Source organism: Micrococcus sp. 093350064-1, assembly GCF_053627955.1.
The window spans coordinates 60,128-73,063 of sequence record NZ_JBSEYU010000007.1 but is presented as its reverse complement, the minus strand read 5'-3'; the positions used below and the strand labels follow the sequence as shown (position 1 = coordinate 73,063).

12 protein-coding genes are annotated in these 12,936 nt (G+C 72.1%); 2 read left to right on the top strand and 10 right to left on the bottom strand.

Features of this window, described 5'->3' with window-relative positions; translation table 11 throughout:
• Positions 1-3: 3 nt before the first annotated feature.
• The 9 genes from ACUW6W_RS09060 to paaA all read right to left on the bottom strand — a co-directional run bounded on the left by ACUW6W_RS09060 (position 4) and on the right by paaA (position 8,584).
• Positions 4-789, bottom strand: a complete 786-nt coding sequence (locus ACUW6W_RS09060) for an enoyl-CoA hydratase/isomerase family protein (RefSeq protein WP_454180133.1) — start codon at positions 787-789, stop codon at positions 4-6.
• 4 nt (positions 790-793) lie between these two features.
• Complete coding sequence (locus ACUW6W_RS09055; RefSeq protein WP_036318114.1) at positions 794-2,011, bottom strand: thiolase family protein; 1,218 nt, start codon at positions 2,009-2,011, stop codon at positions 794-796.
• A gap of 347 nt (positions 2,012-2,358) precedes the next feature.
• Positions 2,359-3,717, bottom strand: a complete 1,359-nt coding sequence (locus ACUW6W_RS09050; protein ID WP_036339067.1) for an MFS transporter — start codon at positions 3,715-3,717, stop codon at positions 2,359-2,361.
• Positions 3,718-3,948: 231 nt separating this feature from the next.
• Positions 3,949-4,734 (bottom strand): enoyl-CoA hydratase/isomerase family protein, encoded by a 786-nt coding sequence (locus ACUW6W_RS09045; protein WP_049146507.1) that lies wholly within the window; start codon positions 4,732-4,734, stop codon positions 3,949-3,951.
• Between the two features lie 31 nt (positions 4,735-4,765).
• Positions 4,766-5,935, bottom strand: a complete 1,170-nt coding sequence (gene paaE, locus ACUW6W_RS09040) for a 1,2-phenylacetyl-CoA epoxidase subunit PaaE (RefSeq protein ID WP_061866839.1) — start codon at positions 5,933-5,935, stop codon at positions 4,766-4,768.
• Positions 5,935-6,444, bottom strand: a complete 510-nt coding sequence (gene paaD / locus ACUW6W_RS09035) for a 1,2-phenylacetyl-CoA epoxidase subunit PaaD (RefSeq protein WP_049146511.1) — start codon at positions 6,442-6,444, stop codon at positions 5,935-5,937. Before paaD ends, paaE begins: the two co-directional genes overlap by 1 nt.
• Positions 6,441-7,274 carry a 1,2-phenylacetyl-CoA epoxidase subunit PaaC gene (gene paaC, locus ACUW6W_RS09030; RefSeq protein ID WP_041102600.1) on the bottom strand — a complete coding sequence of 278 codons (834 nt, stop codon included), beginning with the start codon at positions 7,272-7,274 and terminating at the stop codon, positions 6,441-6,443. Before paaC ends, paaD begins: the two co-directional genes overlap by 4 nt.
• Positions 7,271-7,573, bottom strand: coding sequence for a 1,2-phenylacetyl-CoA epoxidase subunit PaaB (gene paaB / locus ACUW6W_RS09025; RefSeq protein WP_020624884.1), 303 nt, complete (start codon positions 7,571-7,573; stop codon positions 7,271-7,273). Before paaB ends, paaC begins: the two co-directional genes overlap by 4 nt.
• A 3-nt stretch (positions 7,574-7,576) precedes the next feature.
• Positions 7,577-8,584 (bottom strand): 1,2-phenylacetyl-CoA epoxidase subunit PaaA, encoded by a 1,008-nt coding sequence (gene paaA / locus ACUW6W_RS09020; RefSeq protein WP_144859535.1) that lies wholly within the window; start codon positions 8,582-8,584, stop codon positions 7,577-7,579.
• Positions 8,585-8,843: 259 nt separating this feature from the next.
• On the opposite strand from paaA, the gene ACUW6W_RS09015 reads away from it, so the two are divergent.
• Together ACUW6W_RS09015 and ACUW6W_RS09010 are read left to right on the top strand one after the other, a co-directional pair.
• Positions 8,844-9,281, top strand: coding sequence for a hypothetical protein (locus ACUW6W_RS09015; protein WP_044658769.1), 438 nt, complete (start codon positions 8,844-8,846; stop codon positions 9,279-9,281).
• A complete protein-coding gene (locus ACUW6W_RS09010; RefSeq protein ID WP_044658770.1) occupies positions 9,278-10,810 on the top strand; it encodes a hypothetical protein in 1,533 nt (510 codons plus the stop codon). Before ACUW6W_RS09015 ends, ACUW6W_RS09010 begins: the two co-directional genes overlap by 4 nt.
• A 34-nt stretch (positions 10,811-10,844) precedes the next feature.
• Here ACUW6W_RS09010 and ACUW6W_RS09005 read toward each other — a convergent pair whose 3' ends face one another.
• Positions 10,845-12,758 carry an FAD-binding monooxygenase gene (locus ACUW6W_RS09005; protein ID WP_206481319.1) on the bottom strand — a complete coding sequence of 638 codons (1,914 nt, stop codon included), beginning with the start codon at positions 12,756-12,758 and terminating at the stop codon, positions 10,845-10,847.
• Between the last annotated feature and the right edge of the window lie 178 nt (positions 12,759-12,936).

Sequence of the window (12,936 nt, the reverse complement as noted above, 5' to 3'; positions counted from 1 at the left end):
TCCTCACTTCTTCTTGCGGTCGAGGAACGCCTGCATGCGCTCGAACTTGGCCTCGGACTCGAACAGGATGGCCTGCGCGATCTCGTCCACGTGGGGGTGGGCCTCGCGGGGGAGGTGGAAGACGCGCTTGGACAGCCGCACCGCCAGCGGGTCCTGCTGCGCGATGCGGTCGGCGAGGGCGTCGGCGGCGTCGAGGAGGGCCTCCGGCTCGTGCAGCTCGGTGACGAGCTTGAGCTCGAGGGCCTCCTGCGCGTCCAGGATCCGTCCGGCGAGCAGCAGCTCGAGGGCCACCGGCTCGCCCACCAGCTCCTTGAGCCGCCACTGGGCGCCCGCAGCGGCGGTGATCCCCAGACTCGTCTCGGGCTGGCCCATCTTCAGCGCCGGGGTGGCGATGCGGAAGTCGGCCGCGTAGGCCAGTTCCGCGCCGCCGCCGAGGGCGAAGCCGTCGATCGCTGCGATCACGGGCATGGGCAGCCGGTGGATGCGGTCGAAGACCTGCGAGTTCACGCCGCGCAGGGCGTCGTCGCGGCGGCGCTCGCGCAGCTGTCCGATGTCCGCGCCGGAGGCGAAGATGCCGGAGAACGTCCCCGGCTCGCGCTTCGACTCCACCTGCGTGCCCGAGATGATCAGGATCTTCGGCTCGCGTTCGAGGTGGGCGCAGAGTTCGTGGAACTCGTCGACCATGGTCTGGTCGATCGCGTTGCGCACGCCCGGGCGGTCCATGCGCGCGTGGACGCGGTCCTCACGCTCCTCGACGCGCAGTGCCGTGAAGTGGCTGAAGCCGGTCATCTGCTCAGACCCTCTCGACGAGCATCGCGGAGCCCTGACCCACGCCCACGCACATCGTGGCCAGGCCCCTGTCCGCGCCCTCACGCTCCATCCGACCGAGCAGCGTGACCACGAGACGCGACCCCGAGGAGCCCAGCGGATGGCCCAGGGCGATCGCGCCGCCGTCGGCGTTGACGGTCTCCGGGTCCAGGCCGAGGCGCCGCATCGAGGCCAGGGACTGGGTGGCGAAGGCCTCGTTGAGCTCGACGGCGCCCAGATCCGCCACGGACCAGCCGGAGCGCTCGAGGGCCTTCTCGGTGGCCGGGACGGGGCCCAGACCCATGATCTCGGGGGCCAGGCCCGCCGAGGTGGACTCCACGACGCGGGCTCGCGGGGTCAGGCCGTACTTCTGCGCGGCCCGCTCGGAGACGACGAGGATCGCCGAGGCGCCGTCGTTGAGGGAGGAGGAGTTGCCGGCGGTGACCACGCCGTCCTTCTTGATGATCGGGCGCAGGCCGGCGAGCACCTCGGGGGTGGAGCCGGGGCGGGGGCCCTCGTCCGTGTCCACGATCGTCTCGGCGCCCTTGCGGCCCGTGACGACGACGGGCACGATCTCGTCCGTGAAGCGGCCGGCCTCGATGGCGGCCAGCGCACGCTCGTGCGAGCGGGCGGCGAAGGCGTCGGCGTCCTCGCGGGTGATGCCGTCCACCTCGCCGACCTCCTCGGCGGTCTCCGGCATGGAGAAGGTGAACTTCTCCCCGAACTCGCCGTCCGCGAAGCGCGGGTTCACGAAGCGCCAGCCGATCGCGGTGTCGAAGGCCGCGCCGGGCTTGGCGAACGCCGTCGTCGGCTTCTCCATCACCCAGGGGGCGCGGGACATCGACTCCACGCCTCCGGCCACGACGACGTCGGCCATCCCGGAGCGCACCATCGCGGTGGCGATGCCGATCGCGGACATGCCGGACGCGCAGAGGCGGTTCACGGTGATGCCTGGGACGGTGTCCGGGAAGCCGGCCAGCAGCCAGGCCATGCGGGCGACGTTGCGGTTCTCCTCGCCGGCGCCGTTGGCGTTGCCGAGGATGACCTCGTCCACGACCGACGGGTCGATGCCGGCGTCCTCGATCACGGCCTTGATGGTCAGGGCGGCGAGGTCGTCGGGGCGGACGGAGGAGAGGGCGCCGCCGTACTTGCCGACGGGCGTGCGGCGACCGCCGACGAGCAGGGCCTGGGACTGTGCGGACATGGAGACTCCTTGAGTGACCGACGACGAGGCGGGCGCGGCGAATTACCGACCGTGCGTTCAGGTTCAGTATCCCGGGCCGGTGTGACGGGGGTCAACTGCGGGGGCGGGGTGTGACGGGGCGGAGACGGGGCCGGGCGGCCGCGCCGAGGCCACGTCGATCAGCGTCTGACCCGGCGCACCCCGCACGGAGGCCCGCAGACGCGCCGTTTCGTCCCCGACGTGGCGGCGTGTCTGCGGGCCTCGGCGCCGGCCCGGTCCGGTCGCCCACGACGACGGCGCGCCCTTCCGGAGGAGGACGCGCCGTCGTCGTGGGGTGGGGGCGGGCGAAGCCCGTCAGGCGGGCCAGATCAGGCCGGGACCACCGGGTGGGAGCGGGTGGCGACGACCTGCTCGTCGTGCAGCTCGCGGTCCTGGATGCCCTTGGGGACGAACAGGACGGCGATGAGCGAGACCGCGGAGATCGCGATGATGTACCAGGCCACGTTCTCCCAGCCGGTCTTCACGAGCTGGTCGGCGATCAGAGGGGCGAAGGCGCCGCCGATGATGGTGCCGAGCGCGTAGCCGATGGAGACGCCGGAGAAGCGGACGCGGGCCGGGAACATCTCGGCGTACATCGCCGACTGCGGGCCGTAGGACGGGCCCAGGCCGAGGGTCAGGACGAACAGGCCCAGCGAGAACAGCGGCAGAGACGCGGTGTTCAGCAGCCCGAACAGCGGGAAGGCCCAGACGATCAGGAAGCCGTAGCCGAGGACGAAGGTCAGCTTGCGGCCGATCTTGTCCGAGATCCAGCCGCCGAGCAGGGTGAAGATGAACCAGCCGACGCCGCCGACGAGGCTCGCGATGAGCACCTCGGAGGAGGTCATGCCCAGGCCCTTCGGGCCGCCGTACTTCGAGAACCACGCGATGAGCAGGTAGCCGACGCCGTTGTTCGCGGCGAAGATCACGGCGGCGAGGATGACCTCCTTGGTGTGGTGCCGGAAGAGCTCGCCCAGCGGGGCGGACTCGTCCACCTTGAGCTGCTGCATCTCCTTGAAGACCGGGGACTCCTCCACGGCCTTGCGGATCAGGTAGCCGACGACGATCAGCACCACGGAGATCAGGAACGGGATGCGCCAGCCCCAGGCGAGGAACTGCTCCTCGGACATGGTGGAGCGCACGATGAACAGCACGCCGGTGGCCAGGATCATGCCCAGCGGCACGCCGATCTGCGGGGCGGAGCCGAACAGGCCGCGCTTGCCGTGGGGGGCGTGCTCCACGGACAGCAGCGCCGCGCCGCCCCACTCGCCGCCGGCGGACAGGCCCTGCAGCAGGCGCAGCACGACGAGCAGGATCGGCGCCCACACCCCGATCTGGGCGTAGGTGGGCAGCAGGCCGATGAGGGTGGTGGCCAGGCCCATGCCGATCAGCGTGAGGGACAGGACGAACTTGCGGCCGAAGCGGTCGCCGAGGTGGCCGGCGATGATCGCACCGAGCGGGCGGATGAGGAAGGAGATGCCGAGGGTGGCCCACGCGGCGATCTGGGAGCCGTTCTCGCCCATCGGCTGGAAGAAGAGGGCGGCGAAGACGAGGGCGGTGGCCTGGGCGAAGATGAAGAAGTCGTACCACTCGATGGTGGTGCCGACGACGGTGCCGGCGATGACCTTGCGCTCCTCGCGGCGATCGCGCGCGGGGGCGGGCGCCGCGGGGGATGCGACGGTGTGGCTCATGGATGCTCCTGGGATGCGGGGCGGCGGCCGACCGTGAGACGGCGGCGGGACGGTGTGGTTCCCGACCGATCGGTCGGGAAGTGACACCCGTCACCGTATACGATCCTCTGTGACTCACGCCACGATCCCAGCTGATGACGGGAATGTGACGCGGCCAAGCCGGGACGACGACGGCGCCGCGCCCTTCACGTAAAGGGTGCGGCGCCGTCGTCGGTGGCGGGGTGCGGCGGCTCAGCCGCGGCCGGTGAACTCCGGCTTCCGCTTCTCCTGGAAGGCCTGGAAGCCCTCGGCGTAGTCGGCGGTGCCGCAGAGCTCGCCCTGGGCGATGTTCTCCGCGTCGAGGGACTCCCACAGGCCCACGCGGTGGTCGCGGACCTGGGCCACGAGCTCCTTCGACGCGCGGAACGCGAGGGTCGCGCCGGAGGCCACCTGGGCGACCTTGGCGCGGGTGAACTCGAGCAGCTCGTCCGCGGGCAGGGCCCGGGAGAACAGCCCGGCCTGGACGGCCTCGGCGCCCGAGAGGAGCTCGGCCGTGTAGATCAGGTCCAGGGTGCGGTGCGCGCCCAGGCGCTCGGTGAACAGCCAGTGGCCGCCCGAGTCCAGGGTGGCCCCGAGGTTCGCGAACGGCGAGCCGATCTTCGCGTCCTCGGCCACGTACACCACGTCCGTGGCGATCGCGAGGCCGAGGCCCACGCCCAGGCAGGCGCCCTGCACCGCGGCGAAGGTGGGGACCGGGATCTCGGACATGGCCCGCAGCACCGGGGTGACCCTGTCCCGCAGGTAGGCGGTGGCGTCGTCCTCGGCCGGGACCACGGCGGAGATGTCGCGGCCCGCGCAGAAGCCGCGGCCCTCGCCGCGCAGCAGCACGGCCCGGACCTCGCCGGACTCGACGCCGGCGGCGGCCCGCTCGTAGGCGGCCTGGAGTTCGGCCAGCGCGGCCTCGTCCAGGGCGTTCATCCTCTGGGGGGCGTCCAGCACGATCTCGGCGACGCCGTTCTCGACGGTGATCTCGATCATCGGGGGCTCCTTCGGTCTCGTGGGCGGGCGCTCAGGCGTCGAAGTCCAGCGTGATCGAGTCGGAGGTCGGGCGGGTCTGGCACGTGAGCACGTAGCCCTTCTCCACCTCGTCCTTCTCGAGCGCGTAGTTCTCGTCCATCTCGTACGCGCCGTCGACGACCTTGGCGCGGCAGGTGCCGCACACGCCGCCGGCGCACGCGAAGGGCACGTCCGAGCGGACGCGCAGCGCCGCGTTGAGGACGGTCTCGTGGGCGGACTTGGGGGACTCGACCTTGGCGGTGAGGCCGTCGAGGTTGAACTCGATGGTCACGTTGTCGCCCTTCGGGTCCACCTCGACGACACGTCCGGAGTGGCCCTGCGGGTTCTCCGGACGGCCGGTGGTGAACAGCTCGAAGCGCACGTCGTCCTCGGACACGCCGCGGGCGGCGAGCGTCTCACGCGTGAGCTGCACGAGCTCGAACGGGCCGCAGAGGAACCACTCGTCGGTGCCCTCCACGTCGATCACGCGGTCCAGGAGGGTGGTGAGCTTGTCCTCGTCGATGCGGCCGGAGAGCAGCGGGGACACGCGCTGCTCGCGGGAGAGCACGTGGTGCACCGTGAACCGGGCCGGGTACTTGTCCTTGAGGTCGCCGATCTCCTCGGCGAACATCACGTCCATGGCGGAGCGGTTCGCGTAGACCAGGTCGAAGCGCGAGGTCTCGGAGGCCGCGAGCACGGCCTTGGCGATCGCCATGATCGGGGTGATGCCCGAGCCGGCCGCGAACGCCACCAGGTGCGTGTCCTTCTTCTCCGCGACCTTCTCCGCCGCCACCTTCTGGGCGTCGTTGAGAGAGGTGACGTGCGTGCGGGACGTGAACGCGCCCTGCGGGTTCATCACGTCGATCTTCTCGCCGACCTCGAGGCTCTCGTTGGCCCACGTGGAGAACTTGCCGCCGATGTCCTTCTTCACGGCCACGCGGATCTCGCCGCGCTTCGGGACGGCGCAGATCGAGTAGGAGCGGCGCACCTCGGCGCCGTCGAGCTCCTTGCGCAGGGCCACGTACTGGCCCGGCACGTAGTCGTAGTCGTCGGCGAGCTCCTCGGGCACCGCGAAGGTGATCTCCACGGAGTCGTCGGTCAGGCGGCGCAGCTCGGACACCTCGAGGGTGTTGAACGTGGCGCGGCGCTTGCCGGTGGTGGGGACGTCGGTGGTCTCGGTCATCAGTGCACCTTGAAGTAGTCGAAGGGCTCGAGGCACTCCCGGCAGGTGTAGAGGGCCTTGCAGGAGGTGGAGCCGAAGCGGGTGATCTCGCGGGTGTTCAGGGAGTGGCAGCGCGGGCACTTCACGGCCATGCCGATCATGACCGGGCCGTCCGTGGTGCGCGCGACGGGCGGGGCGATGCCGTACTCGTTGAGCTTGGCCTTGCCCTCGTCCGTCATCCAGTCCGTGGTCCACGCCGGCTGCAGCGCCAGGCGCACCTCGGCGTCGGGGAACCCGGCGCGCTCGAGCGCGCGGGTGACGTCCGTGGTGATGGTGTCCATGGCGGGGCAGCCGGAATAGGTGGGCGTGATGACGACGACGGCCCTCTCGCCCTCGGCCCGTGCCTCCCGGAGGATCCCCAGGTCCGCGATGGACAGCACGGGAATCTCCGGGTCGTGCACGGTGGAGGCCGCATCCCAGACCCGCGCATCGGCGGGATCGGCGGGGCGCAGCTCGCTGGCGGTGGTCACCAGGTCGCTCCCGGGTGACGGCGCGCCAGGGACTGCATCTCCGCGAGGATGTACCCGCGGTACTCGCTCATGGCGCCGGAGCGGTCGCCGCCGCGGGCGGTGCCCGTCGTCGGCACGGTCAGGCCGGCCTCCTCGATGGCCGCGCGGATGCGGGTCATCGTGGGCTCCTCGAGCGAGGACGGCAGCACGGCGACGCCCTGCTCGGCGAGGGCGCGGACGACGTCGTCGTCGTGGAAAAGCTCGGCCACGTAGGGCCACAGCTCGTCCAGGCCGCGCTGCATGCGGCGCTTCGACTCCTCGGTGCCCAGGCCCAGGCGCTGCAGCCACAGGGCGGCGTGGTCCTGGTGGTACAGGACCTCCTTGAGGGCCTTGTCCGCGATGGCGGCGAGCGTGGGGTCGGCCGACTCGCGCAGGCGGGTGTACAGCTCGTACGAGTAGAACGAGTAGTACAGCTGGCGGGCGATGGTCTTGGCGAAGTCGCCGTTCTCGGCCTCCACGAGGCGGACGGAGCGGAACTCCTCCTCGTCGCGGAAGTACGCGAGCTCGTCCTCGGTCTTGCCCCACGCGGTGCCGGCGTAGGAGAGGAGGAAGCGGGCGTGGCCCACGAGGTCCAGGGCGATGTTGCCCAGGGCGATGTCCTCCTCGAGTTCCGGGGCGCGCGAGATCCACCAGGACAGGCGCTGGCCGAGCATCAGGGCGTCGTCACCGAGGGCGAGGGCGTAGCGGGCGACGTCGTCGCTCGCCTTCTGCTCGCCCGCCGCGATCTCCTCGGCGGTGATGGCCACGCCCGCGGAGTGCCTCGTGGCGGAGTCGTTGGTCGCGAAGCTCACAGGTGCGGCACCCCCTCGGACTGCTGGTAGTAGGTGGCGTGACGGTAGGACTTGCCCTGCGCGGACTCGAAGAAGCCGCCCTTGGAGTCCGGGTCTGAGGCCGCGATGGCCTCGGCCGGGACGACCCACACGGAGGTGCCCTCGTTGCGGCGGGTGTACAGGTCACGCGCGTTGCGCAGCGCCAGGGTGGCGTCCGGGGCGTGCAGCGAGCCGGCGTGCACGTGGGAGAGGCCGCGGTTGGCGCGGACGAAGACCTCCCACAGGGGCCAGGCGTGGGAGGCGGCGGTGGTCTCGCTCATGGGTCAGGCTCCGATCAGGTGGGTCTCGGCCGGCGCGTTCTGCTCGGCCTGGCGGCGGGCGTAGGCGGCGGCGGCCTCGCGGACCCAGGCGCCCTCCTCGTGGGCCTGGATGCGGCGGGCCATGCGCTGGGTGTTCATGGGGCCGTTGCCCTTGATCACGGACATGAACTCGTCCCAGTCCAGCTCGCCGAAGTCGTAGTGGCCGCGCTCCTCGTTCCACTTCAGGTCCGGGTCCGGCAGGGTGAGGCCGAGGGCCTCGGCCTGCGGGACGATCATGTCCACGAAGCGCTGGCGAAGGTCGTCGTTGGAGAAGCGCTTGACCTTCCACGCCATGGACTGGCGGGAGTTGGGGGAGTCCTCGTCCGGCGGGCCGAACATCTGCAGGGCCGGGCCGTAGAAGCGGTCCACGGCGTCCTGGGCCATCTGCTTCTGCTCCGGGGTGCCGTGCGAGAGCTCGTAGAGGATCTCCCAGCCCTGGCGCTGGTGGAACGACTCCTCCTTGCAGATGCGCACCATCGCGCGGCCGTACGGGCCGTAGGAGGCGCGGCACAGCGGCACCTGGTTGCAGATCGCGGCGCCGTCGACGAGCCAGCCGATCGCGCCCATGTCCGCCCAGGTGCGGGCCGGGTAGTTGAAGATCGAGGAGTACTTCGCGCGGCCGGAGAGCAGCTGCGCGTTCAGCTCGTCCCGCGGGGTGCCGAGGGTCTCGGCGGCGGAGTACAGGTACAGGCCGTGGCCGGCCTCGTCCTGGACCTTGGCCATGAGGATCGCCTTGCGCTTCAGGGAGGGGGCTCGGGTGATCCAGTTGGCCTCCGGCTGCATGCCGATGATCTCGGAGTGCGCGTGCTGGGAGACCTGGCGGGTCAGGGACCTGCGGTACGCCTCGGGCATCCAGTCGCGGGGCTCGATGCGTGAGTCCTCCGCGATCAGGCGATCGAAGTTCTCCTGGCCGGCCGCATCCTCGGGGGACGGGACGGAGGCCAGGTGCTGGGGGGAGCTGGTCTGCGTCATGGGGATCACCTCACGCTGAGTGCGGGCTGGTTCCGTGGTCAGGGCGCACCGGGGCGCATCGAATTACTGACCGCTCGTTCAGAATAGGCCAGGGTGTGACCTCGGTCAACACGCCGAAGCCGGCGCGACCCGGGTGCGACGCGGCCGCCGGGACGGTGCGAGAGGGTTGGCTCCTGCACAGGCGTCCCGACGGCGTCCCCCATCCCCGGATCGCCCCTCGCCGCAGTCGCGGGGCCCGGGCCCTCCCTACGGTGGCCGCATGTCACCCCTCATCGGACCTCAGCAGATCGCCACGGCCCTGCGGGCCGTCGGACTCGACGACGACGCCGCCCGCCTGGTCGCGTGGGCCGACCCCGCCCGGCGCGAGCGGGAGGCCGCCGAGCAGGCCCTCGCCGACCTCGCCGTGGCCCAGACGCAGCTGCGCACGGCGCTGGGCGGGCTGGTCAGCGCCGCCACGGACGTGCGCTCGGCGATGCACACGGCATGGCGCGGGGAGGCCGCCGGCGCCTATGGGGAGGCCGTCCGGCGGGCGGCGGCCCTGGCGGCGGAGCTCGAACGGGAGGCCGGGGAGTGGCTCGCCCTGCGGGCCACCGCCGAGCGGGACGCCGAGGACGCGCGCCGGAACGCGGAGGCCCGGCAGCGGGCGGCCGAGGAGGCGGCGCTGGCCGTCCTGCGCTCGCTGGCGGTGGCGGCATGACCGGCGGGCGGGGTGCGGGCCCGGGGGCGGTGGCCTTCAGCACGCACGGCGGACCGGGCTCGATCTACGCGGAGGCCGAGGAGATGCGCGTCGTGGCCGGGCGGCACGAGCACGCCGCCGAAGAGGCGGCCGGAGCCTCGTGGCAGGTCGACGCGGCCGCCTTCGGGCTGGGCCGATCGGCCACGTGGCTCGCCTCCGCCGCCCTGCTGCAGGACCGGCTGGCGGAGGCGGTCGGTCGCGTGCGGAGCCTGTCGGAGCAGTGCGCCGAGCTGCACCGCGACCTGCTCTCCGCGGCGGCCCGCTACGAGGAGGCCGAGCGCGCGGCGGCCGGCATCATGGCCGCCGAGGACGCCTCCCTGGAGGAGCTGCCGGCGCTGCTCTGGCGGGACGGCCATGACGGCCTCACCACCCGCGAGGCGGAGCGGCTCGTGCAGGACCTCGTCCAGGCGGTGCCCGAGGCCATCGTGGCCGCCATGCTCACGGCCGCCGGCTTCCCCCTGCTCGCGGCCCTGGCGCGGATCGACGTGAAGATGCTGACGAGGGCGCAGAAGCTCGTGCTGAAGCGGCCCGTCTCCTCCGCGGCGAAGAAGGGGACGGATGCCGCGTCGGACCTCACCGAGGCGCTGCGGGTCTCCCCGGACGAGGCGTGGACCGTGGCGGCGGACGCCCTGACCCTCGCCGGCGCGGCGCCCCGGGGCGCGGTGACCCCGCACGGGGCGCCGCAGGACCGGCCGACGGCGCCCGCCCTGCTGGACGGCTCGGCCACGGGGCTGGCCTCTCTCATCCCGCGCGAGGAGGGGGACGGCGACCTCACGGTCACGGAGGTGGTGCGAGAGAACGGGAGCCGCGCCTGGGTGGTGGGCCTGCCGGGCACCCGCGGCGGCCTGATCCCGGATCCCGAGTCGACCGACCCGTGGGACGCCGGCGGACTCCTGGACGCCCTCGGCTCCGAGTCCGAGGTCACGGCCCCGGCGGTGCGGGCGGCGCTCGAGGCGGCCGACGTCCCGCACGGCGCCCCGCTCGTCCTGGCCGGCTACTCCCAGGGCGGGGTGCACGCCGTGAACCTGGCCGGGCGCGAGGACTTCACGTCCGTGTACCCCGTGACCGGCGTCATGACGGTCGCGGCGCCGTCCGGCAACGCGGTGGAGACCGGGCGGACCGCGGTGCTGGAGTTCTCCGCGGACGGGGACCTGGCCGTCGCCGCGGACGGGGCGCCCACCCCCGTCTCGGCGCGCCGGGCCGAGGTGGTCTTCCACCCGGCCGGCCACGGGTGGGACGGGCCCGGGGGCGGCTTCCGGACCGGCTCTCCGCTGGCGGTCAAGGGTGACCTGGACGCCGCCCACGACTTCGACGTCCAGGTGGACCTGATCCGGCAGTTCGAGGCCGCCGAGCCCGCATCCCGGGCGGAGGTCGCCGGGCTCTCCGCCGCGTTGGCCGGGCTGACCGCCGGCACCGTGGCCTCGAGCCGGGCGGTGCGACTGCGCCGCACGCCGCCCGAGCGGGACCACCTGCCCCCGGGATCCCGGTGAGCGCACCGGCGGCGGGGCGCCCGCCGCCGCCTGCTCAGTTCGCGTCGAGCAGCACGCCCGCGAAGAACGCGTTCAGGCGGTCGACCTCGTCCAGGCCGAAGACGCCGGAGACGTACTGGTCCGGGCGGACCACGACGACGGCGCCGTCACGGCTGATGCCGCGGGCCTCGAAGATGTCCTCGCCGTGCGTGGGCCGGCACGTGGCGAAGATGTTGTTCAGGTCGTGCAGGCCGAGGGAGCCGGTGGTCGGCCGGAAGATCGACGGCACGTCCGGGTGGGCGAACTCGGTCTGCTTCTGCTGGTACACGACCTTGATGTCGAAGCGGGCGTCCTCCGGCCCGTCCGACGGGGTGTGGCGGTTGCGGAAGGACCGCGGGTCCTCCACGATCGCCTTCGCCCACGCCGCCACCTTCGAATTCTCGGCGCGCGGGGAGGCGGCGTCGGCGAACACGTAGACGCGCCAGCGGCCGTCCGCGCGGTGCAGGTGGCCCAGGTGCTTGACGTTGGTGTCGCACGAGCGCTCCACCAGCGCCGACTTGAAGCGCTTGCCGATGGGGTAGCCCTGCGCCAGCGCCTGGCCGGTGGCGTCCGTGGTGAGGAGGGAGGGCTGGTACTCCGTCATGAAGCCGGCCGGGAACTCGGCGGTCTTCGTGTAGAACTCGGCCACCTCGTTCGGGTCGCCCAGCTCAGAGGTGGGCTTGGCCATGAGCGTCGACCACTCCTTGTCGAAGTCGATCAGGTTCTTGGCGATCTCCTTGCGCTCCTCCGAGTAGGTCGGCACGAGCTCGACCGGGGCCATCCCGGAGAGCACCTGGCCCAGCTTCCAGCCGAGGTTCCAGCCGTCCTGCATGGACACGTTCATGCCCTGGCCGGCCTTCGCGGAGTGGGTGTGGCAGGCGTCGCCGAGCAGGAACACGTTGGGGTGGGCCACGCGCTCGCGGTTGTCGAAGCCCGAGGTGAGGCGGTGGCCCACCTCGTACACCGAATGCCAGGCGACCTCCTTCACGTCCAGCGTGTAGGGGCGCAGGATCTGCTGGGCCCGGCGGATGATCTCCTCGAGCGGGGTCTGGCGCACCTTGTGGTCGTCGTCCGCCGGGACCTCGCCGAGGTCCACGTACATGCGGAACAGGTGGCCGCCCTCGCGGGGGATCAGGAGGATCGAGCCGCTGGACGAGTGGATCGCGCACTTGGTGCGGATGTCCGGGAAGTCCGTGTCGGCCAGCGCGTCCATGACGCCCCACGCGTGGTTCGCGGCGTCGCCGGTCAGGGTGTGGCCGATCGCCTTGCGGACGCGAGAGCCCGCGCCGTCCGCGCCCACCACGTACTTGGCGCGCACCTGGCGGGTCGGGCCCGAGGCGGGGTCCTCGAGGGCGTGGCCCTCGGCGTCCACGGTGCGGCGCAGGGTCACGAGCACGGGGTGCTCGCCGTCGTTCGTGTCCTCGAGGGTCTCGAATGCCCAGCCGTAGTCCGGCCGCGCGCGGGTGGGGGAGTTCTTCATGTACTCGGCGAACCAGTCCAGGATGCGGGCCTGGTTCACGATCAGGTGCGGGAACTCGGAGACGCCCTCCGGGTCGTCCTCGGCCAGCGAGGTGCGCACGATCGTGTCCGCGTCGTCCTCGGCCGGGTTCCAGAACGCCATGGAGGTCAGGTCGAAGGCCTCGTCGATGATCTCGCTCGCGAAGCCGAAGGCCTGGAAGGTCTCCACGGAGCGGGCCTGGATGCCGTCCGCCTGGCCGATCTCGAGCCGGTGGGGGCGGCGCTCGATGATGCGGGTGTGGACGTCCGGGAACATCGCGAGCTGGGCGGCGGCGATCATGCCGGCCGGGCCGGAGCCGACGATCAGCACGTCCATCTCGTCCGGCAGCTCGGCGGGGCGGTCCAGGCCGATGCCGGCCGCCACCTGGACGCGCGGGTTCGTGGAGACATAGCCGTGGTGGTGGAAGAGCATGGGGGTCCTTTCGCTGCGGGGGATGTCGCTGCGCGGCGCGCGTGCCACCCGACGGCGTGTTCTCTCAGAGAACACGGTGTTCCCCCTGGGAACACATGTGTGCCAGACTGTACGCGGACGTGACAGGGTTCACAACCGGTGCGCGGGCCGACCACGCCCCGGGCGCGTCACGTCCGGC